The organism is Methanoculleus nereidis, assembly GCF_032944295.1.
GTDB classification, from domain to species: domain Archaea; phylum Halobacteriota; class Methanomicrobia; order Methanomicrobiales; family Methanoculleaceae; genus Methanoculleus; species Methanoculleus nereidis.
The window spans coordinates 12,535-34,294 of the sequence record NZ_JABFFQ010000013.1 but is presented as its reverse complement, the minus strand read 5'-3'; the positions used below and the strand labels follow the sequence as shown (position 1 = coordinate 34,294).

The window sequence follows — 21,760 nt, the reverse complement described above, 5'->3', positions numbered from 1 at the left end:
CAGGCGTCCCGGAGGTCTTTCGGCCGATAAGCGCCCTGAACGAGCCGGGTACTCCTGCCCGCGCCCGGTATCCGAGAGCGCTCTCCATCAGCCAGAGCGGAATGCCGGCAAAGAGCAGGGCGATGACGTAGGGCAGAAGAAACGCCCCGCCGCCGTTGTCATAACAGATATAGGGGAAGCGCCAGAGGTTTCCGAGGCCGATTGCCGCCCCTATCCCGGCGAGTACGAAGGTGAGCCGTGAGCTCCAGCGCTCTCCTGCACTCATTACTCAGATATCTTGAGTCCGGGGCGGGAAAGATATGTCGTTATCGTTCGCAGATGCAGCCCGGGAAAGGTCTCTTTACCCCGGTATGGTAGGGGCCGTGGGTTCAATACCGCTTGGTCAGCCCTTTTTCGCAATAGATAAAATATCTCAGGTTGAATTCCGGAACTGCCGGGATTCATGCATCGCCCCTTCTGATGCGGTTCGACCCGGACCGGTACTCTTATCCTCCTCGCGTTCCAGGATTCCAGATTGCAGCCTGTCGCTATTCTGCGTCGTGCAAGGGATGCTTCCGGGAAGAGTCGAAGAACAACCTCGCCGCCATCTTCGCCTTCCCGGAATAGAACTAGGAAAATGGTTCCCGCTGGTCTCACCAATACCCTGATGAGGCATTCGCACCCATGCTCTCCAGGATGTGCCGGGATGGATCTTGCGACGTTCTTTGGAGATGAGGGAGTCGACATCTTCTCCCGGGTTGCCATCGAGGATCTCCCCGATGCCGACAGGGCATCGGTGCTGGAGTTTCTCCCGCCCGCCCGGTCCGTGATTGTCTTCGGGAAGGAAGTCCCGGTCCCGGTGTACCGGATGCCGCCAAGAGAGAAGACCCAACAGATGCTCCGGATTGCAGAGAGCCTGGACGACGCTGCCGGGCGGCTCGCCGGCCGCCTGGAGAGAGAAGGCATCCCGGCCCTCCCGGTTCCGCTTTTCCTGCCCGTGCGGGTCGTCGACGGGAGGGTTCAGGGCGTCGTCCGGCTGAAACATATCGCAGCAGCCGGGGGGCTCGGGGAGATCGGAAAGAATACCCTCCTCCTCAATCCCCGCTTCGGCCCGCAGCTGCTCCTTGCCGGTGTCGTGGCCGGCTCCCCGGTTCAGGAAGCCGGGTACAGAAATACCGGTGCGCCGCTCTGCACCGGGTGCGGAGCCTGCATCCGGGCATGCCCGGAAGGGGCGATCGGGCCGGACGGCGTCGATGCGTTCCGGTGCCGGACGATACGGGCATGGGTCCCGCCCCCGGTCGTCCCGGCCGTGAAGTGGCTGCTCCGGCGGCAGTTGCTGCTCAGGGGTATGGCCCCGCTTGCGCCGCTCGTCGCCCGGACGGCAACGATCCGGTGCAGCCTCTGCGTCACCGGGTGCCCGGCGTTTCCGGGAGCCGAGGGGGAGAGATGAAGGCCGGCTCCCCCTGCCGTGCATCCACCACGCGGATTGTTCTCAAACCCCTGCTGTGATCGGAAAGAGAGGATCCTTATAGTTCGTGCATCCGACCCGAAGGACACCGTGCCTCTCGTTGGGAACCATCTCCGCTGACGGGGAATGGACCCCCCGGAACGATTATCCCGCAAGGAGTACCATCTCCCCACGAGGATCATGGAGGATATTCCGCTCCGGAGGTTCCTTCCTGGGGACATCGAGGACGTGAGCAGGCTCGTCGTCGAGACGATAGAGGTTTCGTATGCAAAAAGCTACCCGCGGGAAGCGATAGATTACTTCCTCGAGTACCATACCGTGGAGCAGATCCTTCTGGATGCAGACCGGGGCTGCACCTTTGTCCTCGCACCCGGCGGCCGGATCGCCGGCACCGGAACCCTGCTCGGCACGACGATCAAACGGGTCTTCGTGCACCCTTCCCGCCAGCGCAGGGGATACGGCGCCCTCCTGATGCAGGCCCTGGAGCGGGAGGCGCTCCGCCGCGGAGTACGGAGAGTCGATCTCTCCGCCTCGCTGCCGTCGAAACGGTTCTACGACAGGCTTGGCTACACGACGGAGTGCGAGGCGTACATCCCCGTAGGGAGCGGGAAAAGGCTGGACTATTATGCGATGGTCAAGGCCCTGGACGAAGGCCGGTAGGCCGCGTGTTCCGGGGCTGTTGGCCGCCTTCCGATTGCGCATTGCTCGTTGTATCCCTGGTAAAATATCTGTTGATGTGCCGGAAGAATTTCCAGTGCAGGAGTAGATGGATGATGATCAGGGCGGCAAACACGAGACTCGAGTTGTCGTGCATGACAACCCACTGGCTGCGGGGGATGTCGAGGAACAGTTCCCATCCGCTGCCCCGCCCGCCTCCGGAAGGCAGGACAAGATAGAGCACGAGTCCCGAAATAACCGAGGGAATGAACGTGATCAGGCATCCGATGTCGACGAGCGCGTTGATGGCGATCTGCTTCATGGTCACCCCTGTCATTTGCAGGATATATATCCCGCGCCCCCGGATCTGGTGGACTGATATGTCCGGAGGTCGATATCTTCAGGCTGCACCGCGTGTGCACGGGACGACGTGATCAAAACGAGCTGGCAGGATGTTGCAATTACCGGCATCACGGTACTCTTCGCGGTCATGCTCCTGCCGCAGCTCCGCGACGTGCTGTCGCGCGGCACCGTGCTGAACTTCTTCTCGGCGCTCTTCACGAGCATCCTCGGCTACAGTATGGCGCTGGTCTTCGCCACCCTCGGGCTCTGGATATCGATGGTCGGCCAGGGGCTCGTTGCAACCGTATGGATGCTGCTCGCGTGCTTTTCGCTCCGGAACGTGCGCAACCGTATGTTCCCGGAAGAGTCGCTTCTCTCCGTTGCCCTGGATTTCTTTACGGTCTGGGTGCAGGGCGTGGCCTTCACCGTTGCCGGGAGCGTGAAGGAGATCGTTTCGCGGATCAGCCGGGAATGACCGGCTCCGGCCCGCATCCCTGCCGGTGAAGGCGGCTCCCGTCGTTTCCGGAAAGGCTAACTCCTCGTGCGGCGAGGGCGTATTATGGAACACCCTGCTTCAGGCCGGTGCACGCCAGGGTCGCCGGATCGGACGGCAAGAGCAGACCGAATGGTTCTCCTCGAGGAGATCGCCGCGTTTGTCCGTGAGCATGGAGAGATCCTTGCCCGATACCATCTCTATTCGATGGACGACCTCAACCGCATCGAGCAGGAGTGCTGGAGGCTGCATGACGGGGCGTGCAGCAGGGGCGCCTGCGGGACTGCCGGGGAACTGGTTGAACTGGAGTATCTCATCGCCCGGGCGAAGGAGATGAAGGCGAAGAGGATGGAGGGGGAGCGAGGCCCGGGTTGATCGGACGGCACCGTCGGACGTTGCGGGACGAGAACTGCGCCTGCGGGCAAAACGGGCGGTGAATATCCTCCCAGCTCGTCCCTCTCTTCACACCCGCGAGATTCCCGAGCCCCGTGGGGTGAAGTCCAGGTCCCTGCTCCTCTTGGAACGGCCCTGAAGATACCCCTGACTAACCGAGCTTTAAGAGGATGGATACCAGGACGAAGAGGAGCAGGCCGTTGATCACGACGATCCCCGCAATGACCATGCCCGGAACCAGGCCCGGCAGCAGCATGCTGATACCGAACGCGATCGCCACGACGTTCAAGACCGTCAGGGTAACCAGGAGCCGTTTGAGGATGGGCGGGAGAGGGGCCGCCGGGTCCCCGGCACTGTGCAGCATCGGGAGGAACCGCTTTGCAAGGAGTATCACTCCCCCGGCGATGTTGAGGATCGCGAGAAGCAGCTGGATCACGCCGGTCAGGATGCCCGGAACGATGCAGGAGAAGATCCCCATTGCGGCGAAGACGATCCCGATGACGATCAGCAGCCACGAGCGTTTGTACTGGCCCATCGGAGTCTCCCCCAGGGCCAGCATCTGAATGGCCATGATGACGAGCAGCAGGCCGAGCTGACCGTCCGGGGAGAACGGGATTAATCCGAGGTTCACCGGGATGAGCAGCAGCCCGAGGAGCACCAGCAGCACGCCGACCGGGATGACCAGGGCAATCGAGAGGGGGAGGGAGGCCTCCCCGAAGAACCCGAACCCGTCTTTTGCGTGAAGGTCGTCTGGAGTCATGCCGGGGTCTCTCCGGGGGGATACGTCCGGGCAACCTTCTGGATGCACCAGGCAAGGTAGAAGAAGCCGATGCCGTAGATGATGAGAAGGACCGCGGTCTCGCCGTCGGTCGTAATGCCGGGAAGGAGCGTGACGAGGCCGAGGATGATCGACATCACGTATACGATGATGCAGGCGATCGTCAGGTGCCGGAGTATGCCGGGGATCTTCAGCCACACCCGGGCTTTATCTTCGGAGAGGAACAACTGCGCGAGAAGAGCGATCCCCCCGGCAAAGAGGAGCAATCCGACGAGGATGCGAACCGGCCCGGCCAGCATTCCGGGAACGAAGCAGGCGGCCATCCCGATAACCGCCGTGCACACCCCGAGAAGGATGACCGCCCACGAACGCCGGAGATCGCCGAACGGGGTCTTTCCCATCGTGATGACCTGAAACGAGACGATCACGAGAAAAAGTCCGTAGGTGCTGTCCGGGGCATATGGAAGCTCGCCCGTATGAATCCTGAAGAGCAGCAGGCCGAAGAGGGACATGAATACCCCGAAGACGAGCAGGATGACGACCTCGAGGGAAAGGTCGGACTCTGCTCTCGTAATCGGCTCGGTCTTCTCTCCCGGCTGGCTGGTAAGTTCCATAATTGCGTCTCCGCGGTTCTATCCGGCGACAAATGGATTAATAGCGTTGATCGAGTAAATGCTCTGATCTGCATTCAGGATAGTTATATAGATATCTATTCCTGCTCCGGTTGAGTGTCGCATCGAAGGCGGAGCTCGCCGCCGATCTGGAACCGTTGTGGCGCTGATGCGATGGCTCTGGTAAGAATCGTTGAGATCACCGGCCGTTCCATCTATTGCGGCAGTAAAGGATTTATTTTCTAAATCAGATGCAGGAGAAGCACGATTCAAAAAGTATATGCCCAATAGGATGACATGCAAAAGATTGGAGGACGTTATGTTCCGACCGCAAGACGATTTTACGTATCTGATGCCGGTCCACTTCGGGGGCGGCAAATTCGACCCGGAGACGCTGGTCACGCAGAAGGCGACCGCCCTCTCCCTCAGTTACGAAACCGAGAGAGACCTCCTTGAGAACTACATTCCCGAGGGATTCGAACTCCTGGCCCCCGAGGTGCAGGTTGCGTTCAACAAATTCACCGAGATTAACTGGATGCACGGCGGCCAGTACAACCTGATCAACGTGGCGGCACCGGTCCGGTTCCACGGGAAGAAGGACGAGATCGATGGCGCCTACACGCTGGTGGTCTGGGAGAACAAAACGGCCCCCATCCTCGGCGGGCGGGAGCAGACCGGCATCCCGAAGATCTACGCCGATATCGAAGACCTGCATATCGTCCGGCCTCACTACGCCACGACCGTCAGTTACGAGGGGAACACCTTCCTCAACATGGACTTCGAGGCCACGGGATCGATCGCCGGGCAGGATCTCGATGCCCTGAAGTCGCAGTTCCTCTCCATGAACACCCTCGGGTGGCGCTACATCCCGAAGGTCGGCGCTCCGGGAGCGGACCTCTCCCAGTTCGTCCTCTACCCCCAGGGCATGGAGGTGGAGACGGCAGAGGTTGGAAAGGGCAGCCTGAAATGGACCGAACTGACCCCGATGCAGAGTCCGGCCCAGTATTACATCGTCAACAGCCTCGCGGCCCTGCCCATAAAACGGGTGACGCAGGCGGCACTGATCGAGGGGAGGGCCATCCTTCGTGCGATGGGTGCGAGGGTGATCGAGTAAGGGCAGGTGAGGATCATGGTTAATTCGGATTACTATAAGGGCAAAGTCTGCATCGTCACCGGTGCAAACTCCGGGATCGGGTATGCGATCAGCGAAGAACTCTTAAAGCGGGGAGCCGTCGTCTACATGGCCGGCCGCAGCCGGGAGAAGGTCGTTGCGGCCGCCGGCCAGCTCTCCGCCTACGGGGACCGGGCACGCCCGCTCGTCGTGGACGTGACGAAGCAGGAGCAGGTGCAGAAGGGTATCGAGGATACGGTGGCGGAGGCGGGCAGGCTGGATTTCCTCTTCAACAACGCAGGTGTCGGGGGAACCATCCCGTTCGAGATGGCCACCCTCGAAGACTGGAAGGCGATCATCGACACCAACATCTGGAGCGTCGTCTACGGAGTCCATGCCGCCGTGCCGATCATGCTCAAACAGGGGTTCGGGCATGTCGTGAACACCAGTTCGATAGCGGGCATCGTTCCGCCTCCGTTCCAGGCGCTCTACTCCCTGACGAAGTACGGCGTCACCGGCCTTACCGAGAGCCTGAAGTACGAGTATGCGGATAAAGGGCTCTACTTCTCGACGATCTGCCCGGCGAACATCGCGACCCCGATCTTCAACAAGGGTATCGACGGGCAGGCCCGCGGCGACCTGAGGATCCCCGACGATGCGTATCCCGCCGATAAAGCGGCGGCGCTCATCCTCGACCGGGTCGCGGAGCATAAGGGGATCATCGTCGTGCCCGAAGACCCCTACACCGACCTCTGGAAGGGATATATCCTCGGCATCCCGGAGGCGGAGGAGCGGCTCGCGCAGATGGCACGCGAGCGACGGGAAGCGTTCGAGAAGGGCGGGACGTACTTCTGATATTCTCTTTTTGCCCCGGGCCCGTCAGGTAACAATCTTATCTGGTTGCCTGCACGGGTTCGGGTAATGAACAGATCTCCACGCTGTCCCGCATAACACGGGGCGGCGTTACTCTTCGCGGTCATGCTCCTGCGGCAGTTCCAGAGTGTGCTGAACTTCCTGGCGTTCGTCACGAGCATCCCCTGCTATAGGGCGGTGCCGGGTTCTGCTCCGGCCGGAAAGATTGATGTTACCCTATGGTGTATTATGGTGTATGGCAGTGGAGGCAACGATCAAGGTGACCCCGGAAGTGAAGGGGAGGCTGGATAAACTGAAAAACTACCCCCGGGAGACGTACAACGACGTGATCGACCGTCTCACCCGGGATGCCCTGGAGGAAGCTGCTGAGGAACTGACGGATGAAGATATCCGTGATATCGAGGAGGCGATTGCGGATATTAAGGCCGGGAGGGTATACACAACGGAAGAGTTGAAGCTGGAGCTGGGGATCGATTGAATGGCCTATACGGTGATCTGGACCGAAAAAGCCCTTAAAAACCTGAAACAACTTCCCCGCGAAACTGCTGCGAGGATCGTTGCAGCCGTCGAGAGAACCCGTGCCAACCCCCTGGATCACCTGCACCCGCTGCGAGGGTCCCCCTACTTCAAGCTGCGGGTGGGGAATTACCGCGTCATTCTGGACTTACGAAAGAAGACCATGATTGTGTACGTGATCAAGGTCGGGAAGCGGGAGAATGTGTACGACAGGATCTGAGAGTCTCCCCTGAATATGCTATGGATGACTTTTAAGTGCTGCCGCTCGATCCATCACCCTTGAGGTGGGATCATCGATCAGAATATCCCCGGAGCGATCGCTCCGGAACGAGTGGGCCTTGAGGCGGTCGCCGCGGGATTCACCATGCCCGTCGCGCTTGCGTCTCCCGATGACGGGACCGGGCGGCTCTTCATCGTGGACCTTCCGGGCGTCATCCGGATCATTGACGCCGACGGCTGTCTCCAGGATGAGCCGTTCCTCGATATCGCCGACCGGGTCGTCGACCTCCGCACCGGCTACGACGAGCGCGGACTGCTCGGCCTCGCGTTTCACCCACGGTTCGCGGAGAACGGCAGGTTCTTCGTCTACTACAGCGCCCCGCTCCGGGACGGTGCGCCGGCGGGCCGGGACCACACGAGCCGGGTATCGGAGTTTACCGTCTCCACCCCCGACCGGGCGGACCCCGGTTCCGAGCGGGTGATCCTGGAGGTCGAAGAGCCGCAGGCGAACCACAACGGCGGCTCGATCACCTTCGGCCCCGACGGCTGTCTCTACATCCCGCTCGGCGACGGCGGCGGCGCGAACGACGTCGGGAGAGGCCACCCGCCCGGAGGAAACGGGCAGGATACCACCACGCTGCTTGGGAAGATTCTCCGGATCGACGTCGACGGCCCCGAGCCCTACGGGATCCCGGGAGACAACCCCTTCGTCGGAAGAGAAGGGCGGGACGAGATCTACGCCTATGGCCTCCGCAACCCGTGGAGGATGACGTTCGACGCCGGAGGGGAGCACCGGCTCTTTGCCGCCGATGCCGGGCAGTATCTCTGGGAGTCGGTGAAGATCATCGTTGCAGGCGGCAACCACGGCTGGAACCTGAGAGAGGGCAACCATGCCTTCGACCCCGAGAACCCCCGCGAGTCGCCACAGGACGTGCCCCGGACCGGCCGGCGCGGCGAGCCCCTGGTCGACGTGATCATCGAGTACCCGAACGCCAAACAGCCCGGCGGCATCGGGCAGGTCGTGATCGGCGGATACGTCTACCGGGGGAGGGCAATCCCCGGGCTCGCCGGGCGCTACATCTTCGGGGAGTGGAACCGGGCCGGGGCCGAGGGCGACGGGATCATCTTTGCCGCGACGCCGCCACAAGACCCCGGGAGGATGTGGGAGTTTACCGAGATCGAGGTGGCCGGGAGCCGGACAATCGGAGCTTACGTCCTCGCGTTCGGGGAGGACGCGGAGCACGAACTCTACGTCCTGACCTCGAAGAGCCGGGGGCCGGCCGGGGAGACGGGCCGGGTCTACCGGATCGTGCCGGCGCCGGACGATAGGCACGGGAAAGACGCTAACCCTGCATAATGGTGCGGAAGAGAGCACGTATACCGTTTGCGAGCAACTCCGGATCTTCCATGGCGCCGAAGTGGCCGCCGCGTGGGGCGTCAAAAACACGCTCGACGAGGATTTCCGACCGGATCTGCTCTGCTTCTTCCATAGATTGCTCACCCTGCGAGCCCTATGACGGCCGGGTGGTTATTAACCCATCGGCGATGCTCCGGGTGAGGTGGCGCAGGTATCCTGCCCGGAGGCCCGCGGCAACACCCTGCACGAAAACCGTTCGGGGCCGGGGCCGGCTGCTCCGCACCTATCGTGCCGACGCAGCCTGTTTCAGCGACTGCAAAAGTCCGGCAAGGCGCTCCAGGGGCCCGGTCATCTCTTCTTCCATCCCCGACTGGAGCATCCCGTCGCGGTCCTCGACCGACTGGAAGACCAGGTGATCCGTCAGCTTTGTTCTGCCGCCGCCAAGGTCTTCGAGCGTCTCCGTCTCGAATGTGACATGGCCCGGCATGGTCTCGTACTCGATGGTGTCGACGATCTGCTCCGGCGTAACCTCGTGGAATACGCCATGGAACGCGAACTCGTTCCCCTCGGCATCGCGCTGGACGACGCGCCAGGTGCCGCCCGGCTTCGCGTCCATCCTCTCGACCGTGGTCGTGATGCCCTCCGGCGCCCACCACTGCGATATCAGCTCCGGGTCGGTGCACGCCTTGAACACGAGGTCTCGCGGCGCGTCGAACTCCCGCGAAATGATAATCTCCTGCTTTCCCGGTTCAGCGATGAGACTTGTTTCTGCCATTGCATCGTCCCCCGATTTTCCCGGGCTTCATCGCTTCTCCATGAAAAATCTTCCTGTCACGGGTACGCCGGTGAAGACAACCACGAATGCAGCAAAACCGGGAAATGCCTCCTGAGATGCGGCACTTCCGCGGTATGCCCCGGGTGCGGGCAGAGGCTCCCGTCCGGATACGTGCCTCCTTTCTCTCACCAGAACCAGGCCAGCAGGAAGATCGCCGCCAGCAGAAGGCCGTCCTGCAGAGCGACCGAGAGGAGCATGATCTCGGTGCCCCGCCTCGGTCCGAAGATCGCGATGTAGAAGGACCCGAGCCATCGCAGGTAGGTGACGACGCTGGTGAGCAGGTTCGCCACGAGCAGCGTGATGACGATCTCCCTGCCCGACATATCGCCCGCCGCGAGCAGACCCGACGCAAGGCTTGCCGCGGCGACGTACGACCCGAACTTCGCGGCGATGATCGCAAGCCCCCCGGGCGGTATGGGGAAGAGCCTGCTCGCGCCCTCCAGGTACACGGCAACGGCGTCGAAGACGCCCATCTCGATGAGAAACGCCACAATGACGATCGTCGGGATCATGATCCCGAGGATACGGCGGAGGGTCTTTGCGGCCGGTCGGGCTGCGGCAGAGAGCGCCTCCCGAAGGGACAACCTCTTCCCTGAGGGCTTCTCCGGCGGCCCGGACGCTGGAACCCCGGGAAGGAGCACCCTCCCGGCCACCATGACGATCCCGGTCTTGAGAAACCCGATACCCATCAGTATGGCGAAGTAGATCAGGCCGAAGGCCCCGAGCAGCGGCACATAGACCGGAATAAGGTAGCGCCAGTGCATCACGACGGACGGAAAGGAGTTGATGAGCGCCGCGACGACGAGTTCGCCCCTCCCGATCATCCCCCTGTCGTGATAATCGACGAGCATCGCGTCCGCCGCCTGCGGCGAGACGAACGCCAGGAGGAAACTCGCCCCGCATTCCCGGGGGAGGTGGGAGAACGTCGTGACCGGGTAGGCGACGCTCGCGATTTTGTCGGTGATCCGGAGAGCAATCAGGACTTCGGCGATCAAAACGCCGGCGACGACGATCGGGACCGTCCGAACCAGGAGTTCGAACGAGAGGCCCAGTGCCGCCGAAACGATCTCTGCAGTGCCGTCCATGGTTCACCTCGCCTTACGGCTTTTGACCCGCCCCGAAACAACATCCGGTACGCCGTCCGTGCATATCACCGTTCTGGATGCCCGGGAGCGCGCTCGGCCACCATTGCCGGGGCCCGTACCGAAATCGGGGCTTCAGGATTGGAGAAATCCGGCAGTGGTGCGATCTCCCTCCGCCTGAGGTGCCAGAAAATCGGATGGTTTAAATACAATGGATCTAGATGGTGTTTAGGTACTCGATGATTGGCAACGATTTAGAGTCCTATTGCACGCCAGTGCAGAACTGCGTCTTTGCGCAGAACGCATTCTTCTTTAGATAGGGAACCGGCCCTTCTGCTGAGTTCCCGTGTAACGTAACGGTTTTTCCGTTACCGCCAGGTGGTTTGTTATGTTCGGCATTACTGATCCCGCGATCTGGGTTGGGTATCTGCTTGCGCTCGTCTTTACGCTCGCATGCTTAGTGTACGGCCTGTTGAACTGGAACAACGGCGTGGAGGAGCAACGGGATGGCAGTTGATACCGGCATCTTCGTCGGAATGACGCTGGTATACCTCGTCCTCATCATCGGCCTCGGCTACCTCGGATACCGCCGGACGAAAGAGAGCGACGACTACATGGTTGCCGGCAGGAAGATCCATCCCGTGGTTCTCGCCCTCTCCTACGGCGCGACCTTCATCAGCACCTCCGCCATCGTTGGGTTCGGCGGGGTTGCAGCGCAGCTCGGCATGGGGATGATCTGGCTGACCGTCCTCAATATCGGGCTCGGGATCTTCATCGCGTTCGTCTTCTTCGGAAAACGGACCCGCCGGATCGGGAGCAAACTCCGTGCCGTGACCTTCCCCGACCTGATGGGGAAGTGCTACGGGTCGCCGTTCATGCAGTATGCCGCAGGACTCGTCATCGTCCTCGGCATGCCGCTGTACACGGCGGCGATCCTGATCGGCGGCGCCCAGTTCATCACGAGCACGCTGCAGATCCCCTACACCACCGCGCTCCTCGGTTTCGCGGCGATCGTCGCCCTCTACGTGGTGCTCGGCGGGCTCATCGCCGTTATGTACACCGACGCGCTGCAGGGCGGGATCATGCTCGTCGGGATGACCATCCTCCTCGCGCTCACCTACGTCCAGCTCGGCGGGGTTGTCGAGGCGCATACCGCCCTTGCCGCGATGTCCGACCTCGTCCCGGAAGCGCTCGCCGCCGGGGGGCTGACCGGGTGGGCGTCCATGCCGGCGTTCGGGTCGTCCATCTGGCTCACGCTGGTGACGACGCTCGTTCTCGGGGTCGGCATCGGGGTGCTGGCACAGCCCCAGCTGGTCGTCCGGTTCATGACCGTCAAGGACAGCCGGGCGCTGAACCGTGCGGTTCTCGTCGGCGGGCCATTCATCCTGATGATGACGGGGGTCGCCTTCACGGTCGGGGCGCTCACGAACGTCTACTTCTACCAGAACCAGGGCGTGATCGCTCTCGCGGCGGCAACCGACGGCAACGTCGACACGATCATCCCGAACTTCATCAACACGTCGATGCCGGACCTCTTCGTCGTCGTCTTCATGCTGGCGCTCCTTGCCGCCGCGATGTCCACGCTCAGTTCCCTCTTTCATACCATGGGAACGTCGCTCGGGTTCGACGTCATACGGCGCACCGGAACGGAGAGGGCGACGATGCGGCCGATCCGGATTGCGACCGTCGCCATGATCGTCGTGAGCGTCGTTCTCGCCTTTGTCATGCCCGGCAGCATCATCGCCCGGGCAACGGCGATGTTCATGGGCCTCTGTGCATCGGCGTTCCTGCCGGCCTACGCCCACGCCATGTACAGCAGCAGGCCGTCGCTAAAGGCGGCAAAGATGAGTCTCGTCACCGGAGCGGTCGCCTGGTTCGCGTGGACGGCCTTCGTCCACGTCAAGGAGTCGGCGGCGCTCGGGCTCTCCAACCTCCTCTTCGGGGTTCCGGCGGTTCTCTCCGCCCCGTGGCAGGACGTGGACCCGCTCGTCATCGCCCTCCCCCTCTCGACGACCGCGCTGCTGGTCGGGTGGGCGCTCGACCGCCATGAGGTAGCTCTGGAGGGCCCGGTCGAGGCTGCCTGATGGTGGCCCTATCTTTTTTTAAAAGAGTCCGCCGGGCCTTTCAGGGAAACGAGCCTGCGCTTTTAGTGGTCGGTGAACCGGAGAACAGAATCGATGCACAGATGTTCCGCGGCCACTCCGACTTCCTGGAGGATCGACAACCGGCAACGAAAACAAATGTCTTGCCGGACCTTTCCCCCGTACGGGTATCGTCCGGGAAGATATATCAGGACGCCCGCCACCTCCCCGTAAGATAACCATGAAAGCATGGAATGCAGCAATCCTCGGAACGGTGATCATCTGGGCGGGAGTTATCATCGCTACGGCGCTCGTGCTTGCGGGAACGGGTTATTTCGGCCAGCTCATCCCCATCTTCGGCGGCGGGGCGGCGGGGAACCTCATCGTTCTCGCGGGAGCGAGAAACATGCGAGAGTGAGACGTAGGGCCATCCCTGCCAGTCAGAGGTTACAAAAAAGAGTGAAGGTTAGTTCTTTCTCCCGGTAACCAGCACCAGCCCGGCGATCAGCAGGGCGGCGCCGGCAAGGGCCGGCGAGAGGGGCGCCTGCTGCGTGGGGGGCGCGGTGCTCAGGTCCGCGTAGAGATCGACGGTCTCCCCTGCGGCGGGATACTGGTTGATGGCCGCCGTGTAGGGCAGGTAGCCCTCTTTGGTCACGGTGTAGGTCTGGTAGGGTGTCCCGGTCACGTAGACCTGCACGGAGAGGACACCCTGGCTGGTGGTACCCTTGACCTCGTTGTCGAACTGGACCGTTGCGCCGTCAACGTTGACGTGGACGGTGTACCAGCCGACATCGCCGCCGATCGGGGCGGGGGGCGCGGCGGGGTTCAGGGTTGCGTAGAGGTCGAAGACCTCTCCCTTTCCGGGGACCGAGGTGACATCTCCGTAGTAGGTGGTGTAGCCGTCTTTCTCGACACGGAACGTCTGGTAGGGTGCACCGGTGGTGTAGACCGGGACGTACAGCACGCTGTCCTCGATCGTGCCCTTGAATTCGTCGTCGAAGTAGACGTCGGCTCCATTCACGTTACAGTTGACTGCGTACCATCCGTTGTCCCCGCCTACGGGTGGCTGAGCACTCGAAGGAAGGACAAGGAAGCAGGCGATGAGAGAAATGATCAGAAGATTGCGCATAGCACTCTGCATAAAAGCCTCCGCTTTACTAATAACTTATCCCCTGACGTATAAACTTTTCTTAATTAGAGCAGCGTAAATACGATAACGAACGCAATTTCCTGTGGAAATGTGGAACTTCCGGCAAAACTGCGGCGGTTTCATACCGTCCACGTGCGGGCCAGGCGGGAACGCGCCCGTGCCCGATCCCCGGCACCCTGCGTCCTCACGACGGTGCCTGACGACATTCCGGAGGGCCTGAGGGCGGTGATCAGGAATCCGGGAACAGGAAATTATTCCCCCCCCGGACCACAGATAGAAGTATGCAGTGACTTTTATTGCATGGTGGATATAAAAATAGAGCCTGGACGGGAGGCGTCCTGCTATGGCACCACTGCCCGAGACCATCCGTATATTCATCGTCGGCATCCTGATCGGGATATCTGTTGTCCTGACCTACTACTTTCATGCAGTCCTCTCGGTAGGGGCCGTCTTCTCCCACTTCTTCTACATACCCATCATCCTCGCCGCACTCTGGTGGGGGAGAAGGGGCATCAGCGTGGCCTTCTTCCTCGGCGGGCTGGTCCTGATCAGCCACTTCCTCCTCAGGACCGACGTCGGAACCGTCAACGACTACGGGCGTGCGGTGATGTTCGTCGTGGTCGCAATCGTCATCGCCTGGCTCTCTGAGCGATTGAGAGGGCAGCAGAAGGATACCGAGAAGGAGCGCGACCGGGCGCAGGGCTATCTTGACGTGGCCGCTGTCCTGCTGGTCGTCATCAACGCAGACCAGACCATCGGCCTCATCAACCGGCGTGGCTGCGAGCTGCTCGGCTATCGTGAGGAGGAACTGCTCGGGAAGAACTGGTTCGACGTGGCGGTCCCGGAGCGCAACCGAGAGGAGGGCCGGCAGACGTTCATGCGGATGGCGGCATCCGGGACCCTCCCGGCACCCGGGACGGACGAGAACGTCATCGTGACGAAGAGCGGCGATGAGCGCACGCTCATCTGGAAAGAGACTGTCCTGCGGGACACCGGCGGCCGCGTCATCGAGGTTCTTGGGTCGGGAAAGGATATCACCGACCGGATCAGGGCACAGGAGGCGCTCCGGAACAGCGAGGCCCAGCTCCGCACGATCGTCGAGAACCTGAACGAGGGACTGGGTGTCTTCGACCTCGACGGCAACCCGCTCCAGTGGAACCGCACTGCCCGGGAGACCTTCGGACTGCTTGGCCTTGAGGATGTTCCCCGGAACGTGAACGAGCTCGCCGACCATTTTGAGTTTGCAACGCTGGACGGGACAATCCTCCCGGTGGAGGAGTGGCCCCTATCCCGCATCCTGCGCGGGGAGCAGATCCGGGACATGGAGGTGCGTACCCGGCGCATCGGGGCCGACCGGGAGCGCGTATTCAATTACGGCGGCACCCTCGTCCGCGGCGCGGGCGGCAGCCCGTTCATGGCGGTGGTCACGTTCACGGACATCACCGAGCGCAAAGAGGCTGAGGACGCCATTCTCGCGGCAAACGAGGAGGCGAACCTGTATCTTGATATCATGGTCCACGACATCAACAACGCGAACGCGATAGCGCTTGGGTACAGCGAGTTCCTCGCCGAAGACCTGGACGGAAAAAACCGGGAGATGATGCAGAAGATCCGGTCAGCCGTCAGCCAGAGCATCGAGATCATCCAGAACGTCTCGACGATCCGGCGTCTCCGCCCGCCGGCCCCGCCCCTGAAACCTGTCGACCTTGATGCGGTGATCCGGGCCGAGATCCGGCAGCACCCGGATGCCGATATCTGGTACGACGGGAGATCGGTTGCAGTCCTCGCCGACGATCTCCTCCCGGAGGTCTTCACGAACCTCGTCGGCAACAGCATCAAGTTCGGGGAGCCCGATGTCGCGATCGCGATCCGGGTCGAGGAGCAGGACGGCGAGGTGCTGGTCTCGGTCGAGGATACGGGCCCGGGCATACCCGACGAGGTAAAACCCACGCTCTTCTCCCGGTTCCGGAAGGGGAAGGGGTCAAAGAGCGGCAAGGGTCTCGGCCTGTACATCGTGCGGATGCTTGTTACCCGCTACGGGGGGAGCATCTGGGTGGAGGACCGGGTGCCGGGCGCCACGGATGCGGGGGCAGCATTCCGGCTCACGCTCAAAACGGCGTTAGGGGAGGAGCCGAAGGCGCGGGCCGTGCCTGAAGCCTCGCTGCGGGTGTAGAAGGGCTGTAGCGGCTATCCTGGCCTCCTTCGATCCCGGAATTTCCGAGCACCCCCCTTAGAATACTAAAATCCCGAACCTCCCTGAAAAACGTTTCGATAAAAAAGAAAATGATTTTCTACAATCCGCATGTTCTCTCTACTATGAGATCCACTGCGATCACCTTTTCTGCGGTTATATTCGCCCTTTTTCTCATTTTTGCGGCAGGATGCAGCGCCGCAACGGAAGAGAAGTCCGATCCTGTTGCACCGGCCGACGAGGCCTACGCTCAGGGGCTCGCCGAATATGGAGCCGCCAACTACCGTGTCGCCGAAGAACGCTTCGCGGAGGCCTGTGCCCTCTACGCCGATGCCGGCGATCCGGATAAGGCCAGAACAGCCAGGAACGCCATGTTCCGGGCGAACAGGACATACATGGAGTATCCGCTCGACACCGCGGCCGCAGAAGCGGCGTTGCGGGAGAAGGTTCCCGGCATCACCGACGAGAACGTAACCGGCTGGCTGGAGAACCGTGCCCAGAAGATCGTCTCGGAGAACGAGACGCTCTACTTCTACGACGTCGCCGGCGACTACCTCTACGCGCATTTCGATGAAATGAGGAAGACGACCGCGACGACTCTCGACTTCGACTACATCGCCCGGTACGCCTGGTCTGAGAACCGTTCAGAGAACAGGCCGTATGTGAACCCGGTGCGCTACGAGGGCGTCGAGCGGCTCGAGATCCCGTTCGAAGCGCTCCCCTCGTCGGGAATCATGAAGATCTGGTTCCCGCTCCCGGTCGAGACGGAGTCGCAGCGAAACGTCACCGTCACCAACCTCTCGTGCTCCGACTTCATCGTCGCCGGTCCGGTGACCACGGGCGCCATCGGCTACGTCTATTACGAGATCCCGGCCGGGGCGGTCAACGGAAACCTCGTCCTCTCGGCGGATATCGCGTTCATCTCCTACGAGCAGATCTTTGAGGATATCGATCCGGCAAAGGTCGGGGAGTACGACACGAGCGATCCTGAGTACCTGCTGTACACGACATCGGAGAGGAACATCGAGGTCACGGATGCTGTCCGGGAGAAGGCACGGGAGATCGTCGGGAACGAGACGAACCCGCACCTGCAGGCACAGAAGATCTACTATCATATCATCGAGACCTATCCCTACAGCCATGTCCCGCACGGTTCGCTCGATGTCCGGGAGCCCGGGGTCGCTGAATCAACCTACATGTTCGAGACCGGTCATGGCGACTGCGGCACCCAGAGCATGCTCTTTGCCGCGTTCTGCCGGTCACTCGGGATCCCCGCCCGCGCCATCGGCGGCTACCAGATGCTTCTCTCCGAGACGCCCGGCACTCACTTCTGGGCGGAATACTACCTGCCCGGCTACGGCTGGGTCCCGAACGACCTGACGGTCGCCGAGATAACTGACTGGGTCACTATCCCCGACGAAAAGCGAACGGTGTTTAAAGACTATTACGCCGCAAACCTCGATCCTGCGCGCCTCGTCATCCAGAAGAACGTTGACGCCCCGATGGACCCGCCCCTGCCGGAAGACGCCGTCGTCTTCAGGATCGTCCTGCAGAGCCCGGCGGTCGTCTCCGATACGGCAGACTACGACCTGAATCTCTTCTGCTCGGACTTCTTCAGTATCAGCCTTGTGGCTGTTGACTGATACCCGTCACTCATTTTTACCCGGTGGAACGGACCTGCGGTCCAGGATTGCATTGTAAAAACCGAAACACAAAAGCAAAAAGCGCCCCGGCCGGGATTCGAACCCGGGTCGAAAGCTCCGGAGGCTTTCAGGATATCCACTACCCTACCGAGACTGCCATATCATGTTGATCTGCCTTGTATAAAAGGCAAACGGATGTTCCGGCACCGGGCCGCGACGGGGGTGCGGTCTGCCCGGGGTATCGCGCGTGATGCGTGAGGAATTGCGTTTAACTCCTCAAAGAGGAGGTCTCTCCCGGTTCGACCGCTGAGGAGAACTTTCAGGGCGTGATCCGGGCCATTCATCCGCAGGAGCGGGATGAAGGGCGCTGCGGATGGAGCAGCCCCCCGGACCGGGGACGATGCAGGGGTGTCTTACCGGGATTTCATTCGAAATTAACCGATCAATATGAATTCGGAGACCTCAATAACGTAATACGTATTAATTCCTCAATGCAAATCATTAGGATATATATGGGTACGCCTCCCTACATCTGATGATAGCCTCACCGATCACCGAAATACTTCCGTGTCGCAGAATAATGTCGATAAGCCAGCTTGACCTGAGAAAGTTTGTAGCACCGGAATTTATCTGCGGGTACGGAGCACTGCAGCTTGCAGGGCGGTATGCCCGCAACTTCGGGATGAAACAGGTGCTCCTTGTCACCGATCCGGGTGTCCGGGCCGCAGGCTGGGCCGACGCCGTCGCGGAGAGCCTGGCCGAAGCAGACATAGCGTTCACCGTCTTCGATTCTGTCTCCGCAAACCCCCGCACCCGGCAGGTGATGGCGGGTATGGAGGTCTACCGGTCTGAAGAGTGCAACGGCATCGTCGTCGTCGGCGGAGGAAGCCCGATGGACTGTGCCAAGGGAATCGGGGTAGCGAGCTCGAACATGCGGGACATCCTCACGTTCGAGGGTGTCGACCGGGTGCCGGTGTCTGCCCCGCCGCTCATCTGCATCCCGACGACCGCCGGGAGTTCTGCCGACGTCTCCCAGTTTGCCATCCTCACGGATGAGGGGGAAAAGAGAAAAATCGCCATTATCAGTAAAGCGCTCGTCCCGGACGTCTCCCTGCTCGATCCCGAACCGCTGACGACGATGTCCAGGGACCTGACCGCGGATACCGGCGTGGATGCCCTCAGCCACGCGATCGAGGCTTACGTCTCGAACGCCAGTTCACCGATGACCGACGTGCATGCCCTCGAGGCGATACGGCTCGTCACGAGCGCACTGCCTGCGGCCCTGGAAGAGCCCGGCGATCTGGATCTACGGTTCTCGACCCTCCTCGCCAGCCTTCATGCCGGGCTTGCGTTCTCCAACGCAAGCGTCGGAGCCGCACATGCGATGGCGCACAGTCTCGGGGGGGCCTGCGACCTTGCGCACGGGCGGTGCAACGCGCTGCTCCTCGAGCACGTGATGGCGGCCAACTACGAGGCGGCACCGGATCGTTACGACCGGATTGGAGCGATCTTCGGGCCGGGACGGGTGACGCCGGCAGAGAAGGTGGCGGCATTCAGGAGATCGCTCGGCATCACCGAGACCCTCGCCGATGTCGGCGTCCGGGAGGATACGATCCCCGCCCTTGCCCGATGTGCCTATGCCGACCCCTGCATGGTAACGAACCCGCGCAGCCTCGCCTGCGACGACATCGAACGGATCTATGAGCATGCGTTCTGAACCTCCCGACGATCGGGATGCACTCCGGGCAAAGATCATCGGCCTCGGGGAGACGTCCCTGCACAAGAGTTACTATCCCGAGCTGCAGAACCGGCTTGCGGAACTCGAGCGGTTCAGAGCCCTGCTCGACCAGACCCACGACGCGATATTCCTGATCCGTGCAGAAACCGGGGAACTTGCGGACGTCAACGCGTCCGCGGAGACACATCTCGGCTATTCAAAGAGGGAGCTGCTCGCAAAACCGTTTATCGATTTAATCTCCCCGACGAAGAAGACCTGGCTTGCCGAATTCATCCGGGAGAGCAGCGCTCTGCTGTCCAAATCCGGGCAGACCGTTACCGCGCGGCTCGTATCACGGAGTGGAACGGAGATCCCGATGGAGATCACCGTCCGGTCGGTCACCTTCGGCGCCGAGCGGTACATCGTCGCGATTGCACGGGACATCACCGACCGGATCCGCACCGAGCGGGAGCTCAGGATAAAGGAGAGCGCGCTCGAATCCTCGACGAACGGCATCCTCATCACCGACCTCGCCGGGACGGTCATGTATGCCAACCGGAGTTTTGCCGGGATGTTCGGGTACGAGCGGGCGGGCGCGGTTGCGGGGAGAAACCTGGAGACATTCTTCGCGGACCCTACCGTCGGGGAGAAGGTTACGGCCCGGCTCCTCGATACCCATGCGATCGTGCAGGAGACGATCGGACTGCACAGCAGCGGGTCTCCGTTTCACATCCAGGTCTCGGGCAGCGTCGTGCAGAATGATGCCGGGCAGCCGCTCTGCATCATGCTGATCGTCATGGACATCACCGAGCGGATTCTCATCGACCAGATGAAACGGGAGACGTATGCGCAGCTCGGGAAAAATATTGAACAGTTCGCTATCCTTGGGGATCATATCCGTAACCCGCTCCAGGTGATCGTCGGGTATGCGGAGATGATCGATGACTCGCTTGCCGGAAAGATCCTCGAACAGTCGAGGCGGATTGACGAACTCGTCACCGAACTCGACCGGGGATGGGTCGAGTCGGCGAACGTCAGGCATTTCCTGCGAAAGCACGGGGAAGATAGAGATTCCCCTCTGCAGACGGGCACCGATATCTCAACCCTGAAGGAACGAGACACCTGAGCACAGGGTGTCTGTATCACGCCGTTCTCATCGGGTATAAATAAGCCGGCGGAGAGGAGAACCCTAGCCTCTCCTCGATTCGTAGAGGTGCCAGATCTTGCACGCCCCTTCGTGGCTGACCATGCAGGGGCCCACAGGGGTGCGCGGGGTGCAGACCTTCCCGAAGAGTTTGCAGTCGGACGGCCGGGCGACGCCGCGCAGCACCTTATCGCAGATGCAGGCGGAATGCTTGTCCACGTGCTGGATCTCGATATCGAACTTCTTCTGGGCGTCGTAGCCCTCGAACTCCGGCTTTAAGCGGAGGCCGGAGGCCGGGATCACGGGGAATCCGCGCCACTCGACGTCGAACGGCTCGAAGACCTCGTACATCAGGCGTTTCGCCTTGACGTTCCCCTCCCGGGTGACCACACGCGGGTAGGCGTTCTCCACCCGGTGCACGCCGCCCTTGACCTGCCGGACCGCCATGAGGAGGGCAAGGAGGATGTCCTCGGGCTCGAACCCCGCGACGACCTGCGGGACGGGGAACTGCTCGTACTCCTCGTAGCCCATCACCGCGCAGACGTGGCCGGGGAGGAGGAACCCGTCGAGCGACGCCTCCCCCTGGGCGAGGAGCCACGCCATCGCCGGCGGGACGAGCCGGTGGCACGAGAGAATGGAGAAGTTCTCCGGCGGACGGGAGAGGATCGTGGCGGCGACCGTCGGCGCGGTGGTCTCGAAGCCGACCGATATGAAGGTGACCTCCCGGTCGGTTTCCCTCCGGGCGATCTCCACCGCCTTGTGGACGCCCTGCACCACCCGGACGTCCCCGCCGCTCGACTCGAGCGATCCCTTCGACCCCGGGACACGCAGCAGGTCGCCGTAGGTGGCGATGGTGCAGTCCCGTTCCACCAGGTCGAGCGCGGCGTCGATCTCGCCCTGCGGCGTGATGCAGACGGGGCAGCCCGGCCCCATAACGATCTTGAGACCCCGGGGAAGGACGCTCCTGAGCCCGGCGCGGGCGATTGCCGCCTCGTGGGTACCGCAGATATGCATGAGCGTGATATCCCGGTCTACAAGGGCACGGAGCGCATCGAGGATTTCCTTTCCAGCCGCCATGAATTATCACATTTATATTTCGTTGACAGCACATATTAGTACC

General features: G+C 61.7%; 24 protein-coding genes, 1 tRNA gene and 1 pseudogene. 16 read left to right on the top strand and 10 right to left on the bottom strand.

What is annotated here, in order from left to right:
- Positions 1 to 43 precede the first annotated feature (43 nt).
- A pseudogene (locus HL657_RS12440) lies at positions 44 to 265 on the bottom strand (sodium-dependent transporter); the annotation flags it as partial.
- A 420-nt stretch (positions 266 to 685) separates the two neighbouring features.
- Between HL657_RS12440 and HL657_RS12435 the strand changes: the two are divergent.
- Both HL657_RS12435 and HL657_RS12430 read left to right on the top strand, forming a co-directional pair.
- Entirely contained in the window at positions 686 to 1,429 is a 744-nt protein-coding gene (locus HL657_RS12435) for a 4Fe-4S binding protein (RefSeq protein WP_317297132.1), read from the top strand.
- Positions 1,430 to 1,627: 198 nt separating this feature from the next.
- Positions 1,628 to 2,107 (top strand): GNAT family N-acetyltransferase, encoded by a 480-nt coding sequence (locus tag HL657_RS12430; protein ID WP_317297131.1) that lies wholly within the window; start codon positions 1,628 to 1,630, stop codon positions 2,105 to 2,107.
- On the opposite strand, the gene HL657_RS12425 is transcribed toward HL657_RS12430, so the two are convergent.
- Entirely contained in the window at positions 2,082 to 2,426 is a 345-nt protein-coding gene (locus HL657_RS12425) for a DUF4405 domain-containing protein (RefSeq protein ID WP_317297130.1), read from the bottom strand. The two genes, HL657_RS12430 and HL657_RS12425, sit on opposite strands and share 26 nt — an antisense overlap.
- 108 nt (positions 2,427 to 2,534) lie before the next feature.
- Here HL657_RS12425 and HL657_RS12420 point away from each other — a divergent pair, with 108 nt between their 5' ends.
- On the top strand, positions 2,535 to 2,921 hold the full coding sequence (locus HL657_RS12420; protein WP_317297129.1) for a hypothetical protein: 387 nt from the start codon (positions 2,535 to 2,537) through the stop codon (positions 2,919 to 2,921).
- 150 nt (positions 2,922 to 3,071) lie between these two features.
- On the top strand, positions 3,072 to 3,314 hold the full coding sequence (locus HL657_RS12415) for a hypothetical protein (protein WP_317297128.1): 243 nt from the start codon (positions 3,072 to 3,074) through the stop codon (positions 3,312 to 3,314).
- 169 nt (positions 3,315 to 3,483) lie between these two features.
- Here HL657_RS12415 and HL657_RS12410 read toward each other — a convergent pair whose 3' ends face one another.
- Both HL657_RS12410 and HL657_RS12405 read right to left on the bottom strand, forming a co-directional pair.
- Positions 3,484 to 4,092 (bottom strand): hypothetical protein, encoded by a 609-nt coding sequence (locus tag HL657_RS12410; protein WP_317297127.1) that lies wholly within the window; start codon positions 4,090 to 4,092, stop codon positions 3,484 to 3,486.
- Entirely contained in the window at positions 4,089 to 4,724 is a 636-nt protein-coding gene (locus HL657_RS12405) for a hypothetical protein (protein ID WP_317297126.1), read from the bottom strand. The genes HL657_RS12410 and HL657_RS12405 overlap by 4 nt, the downstream gene beginning before the upstream one ends.
- Before the next feature lie 316 nt (positions 4,725 to 5,040).
- Between HL657_RS12405 and HL657_RS12400 the strand changes: the two genes are divergently transcribed.
- From HL657_RS12400 to HL657_RS12380, 5 genes are all read left to right on the top strand, one after another.
- Positions 5,041 to 5,835 carry an acetoacetate decarboxylase family protein gene (locus HL657_RS12400; protein WP_317297125.1) on the top strand — a complete coding sequence of 265 codons (795 nt, stop codon included), beginning with the start codon at positions 5,041 to 5,043 and terminating at the stop codon, positions 5,833 to 5,835.
- A 15-nt stretch (positions 5,836 to 5,850) separates the two neighbouring features.
- The gene (locus HL657_RS12395; protein WP_317297124.1) at positions 5,851 to 6,687 is read left to right on the top strand and encodes an SDR family oxidoreductase; all 837 of its coding nucleotides are present in this window, start codon (positions 5,851 to 5,853) and stop codon (positions 6,685 to 6,687) included.
- A 253-nt stretch (positions 6,688 to 6,940) separates the two neighbouring features.
- Positions 6,941 to 7,183 carry a DUF7557 family protein gene (locus tag HL657_RS12390; RefSeq protein ID WP_301678351.1) on the top strand — a complete coding sequence of 81 codons (243 nt, stop codon included), beginning with the start codon at positions 6,941 to 6,943 and terminating at the stop codon, positions 7,181 to 7,183.
- Positions 7,184 to 7,441, top strand: a complete 258-nt coding sequence (locus tag HL657_RS12385; RefSeq protein ID WP_317297123.1) for a type II toxin-antitoxin system RelE family toxin — start codon at positions 7,184 to 7,186, stop codon at positions 7,439 to 7,441.
- Positions 7,442 to 7,552: 111 nt separating this feature from the next.
- Positions 7,553 to 8,797: a PQQ-dependent sugar dehydrogenase gene (locus tag HL657_RS12380; RefSeq protein WP_317297122.1), complete on the top strand. Its 1,245-nt coding sequence runs from the start codon at positions 7,553 to 7,555 to the stop codon at positions 8,795 to 8,797.
- Here HL657_RS12380 and HL657_RS12375 read toward each other — a convergent pair.
- The 3 genes from HL657_RS12375 to HL657_RS12365 form a co-directional block, all read right to left on the bottom strand.
- Complete coding sequence (locus tag HL657_RS12375; RefSeq protein ID WP_317297121.1) at positions 8,784 to 8,930, bottom strand: hypothetical protein; 147 nt, start codon at positions 8,928 to 8,930, stop codon at positions 8,784 to 8,786. The genes HL657_RS12380 and HL657_RS12375 overlap by 14 nt on opposite strands.
- Positions 8,931 to 9,080: 150 nt before the next feature.
- A complete protein-coding gene (locus HL657_RS12370) occupies positions 9,081 to 9,572 on the bottom strand; it encodes an SRPBCC family protein (RefSeq protein ID WP_317297120.1) in 492 nt (163 codons plus the stop codon).
- A gap of 185 nt (positions 9,573 to 9,757) precedes the next feature.
- Positions 9,758 to 10,717: a nucleoside recognition protein gene (locus HL657_RS12365; RefSeq protein ID WP_317297119.1), complete on the bottom strand. Its 960-nt coding sequence runs from the start codon at positions 10,715 to 10,717 to the stop codon at positions 9,758 to 9,760.
- Between the two features lie 385 nt (positions 10,718 to 11,102).
- On the opposite strand from HL657_RS12365, the gene HL657_RS13475 reads away from it, so the two are divergent.
- The 3 genes from HL657_RS13475 to HL657_RS12355 all read left to right on the top strand — a co-directional run bounded on the left by HL657_RS13475 (position 11,103) and on the right by HL657_RS12355 (position 13,213).
- On the top strand, positions 11,103 to 11,231 hold the full coding sequence (locus HL657_RS13475) for a symporter small accessory protein (protein WP_342606854.1): 129 nt from the start codon (positions 11,103 to 11,105) through the stop codon (positions 11,229 to 11,231).
- On the top strand, positions 11,221 to 12,798 hold the full coding sequence (locus HL657_RS12360; RefSeq protein WP_317297118.1) for a sodium:solute symporter family protein: 1,578 nt from the start codon (positions 11,221 to 11,223) through the stop codon (positions 12,796 to 12,798). Before HL657_RS13475 ends, HL657_RS12360 begins: the two co-directional genes overlap by 11 nt.
- A 238-nt stretch (positions 12,799 to 13,036) precedes the next feature.
- A complete protein-coding gene (locus HL657_RS12355) occupies positions 13,037 to 13,213 on the top strand; it encodes a hypothetical protein (RefSeq protein WP_317297117.1) in 177 nt (58 codons plus the stop codon).
- A gap of 48 nt (positions 13,214 to 13,261) precedes the next feature.
- Here HL657_RS12355 and HL657_RS12350 read toward each other — a convergent pair whose 3' ends face one another.
- Positions 13,262 to 13,924: a peptidase associated/transthyretin-like domain-containing protein gene (locus tag HL657_RS12350; protein ID WP_317297116.1), complete on the bottom strand. Its 663-nt coding sequence runs from the start codon at positions 13,922 to 13,924 to the stop codon at positions 13,262 to 13,264.
- Positions 13,925 to 14,288: 364 nt separating this feature from the next.
- Between HL657_RS12350 and HL657_RS12345 the strand changes: the two genes are divergently transcribed.
- Together HL657_RS12345 and HL657_RS12340 are read left to right on the top strand one after the other, a co-directional pair.
- On the top strand, positions 14,289 to 16,118 hold the full coding sequence (locus tag HL657_RS12345) for a PAS domain S-box protein (protein WP_317297115.1): 1,830 nt from the start codon (positions 14,289 to 14,291) through the stop codon (positions 16,116 to 16,118).
- A gap of 143 nt (positions 16,119 to 16,261) precedes the next feature.
- Positions 16,262 to 17,779 carry a transglutaminase domain-containing protein gene (locus HL657_RS12340; RefSeq protein ID WP_317297114.1) on the top strand — a complete coding sequence of 506 codons (1,518 nt, stop codon included), beginning with the start codon at positions 16,262 to 16,264 and terminating at the stop codon, positions 17,777 to 17,779.
- A gap of 82 nt (positions 17,780 to 17,861) precedes the next feature.
- Here HL657_RS12340 and HL657_RS12335 read toward each other — a convergent pair.
- Positions 17,862 to 17,933 (bottom strand) — tRNA-Arg (locus HL657_RS12335).
- 426 nt (positions 17,934 to 18,359) lie between these two features.
- Here HL657_RS12335 and ercA point away from each other — a divergent pair.
- Both ercA and HL657_RS12325 read left to right on the top strand, forming a co-directional pair.
- A complete protein-coding gene (gene ercA, locus HL657_RS12330; protein ID WP_317297113.1) occupies positions 18,360 to 19,496 on the top strand; it encodes an alcohol dehydrogenase-like regulatory protein ErcA in 1,137 nt (378 codons plus the stop codon).
- On the top strand, positions 19,486 to 20,622 hold the full coding sequence (locus tag HL657_RS12325) for a PAS domain S-box protein (protein ID WP_317297112.1): 1,137 nt from the start codon (positions 19,486 to 19,488) through the stop codon (positions 20,620 to 20,622). The genes ercA and HL657_RS12325 overlap by 11 nt, the downstream gene beginning before the upstream one ends.
- A gap of 63 nt (positions 20,623 to 20,685) precedes the next feature.
- On the opposite strand, the gene hypD is transcribed toward HL657_RS12325, so the two are convergent.
- Entirely contained in the window at positions 20,686 to 21,717 is a 1,032-nt protein-coding gene (gene hypD / locus HL657_RS12320; protein ID WP_317297111.1) for a hydrogenase formation protein HypD, read from the bottom strand.
- Between the last annotated feature and the right edge of the window lie 43 nt (positions 21,718 to 21,760).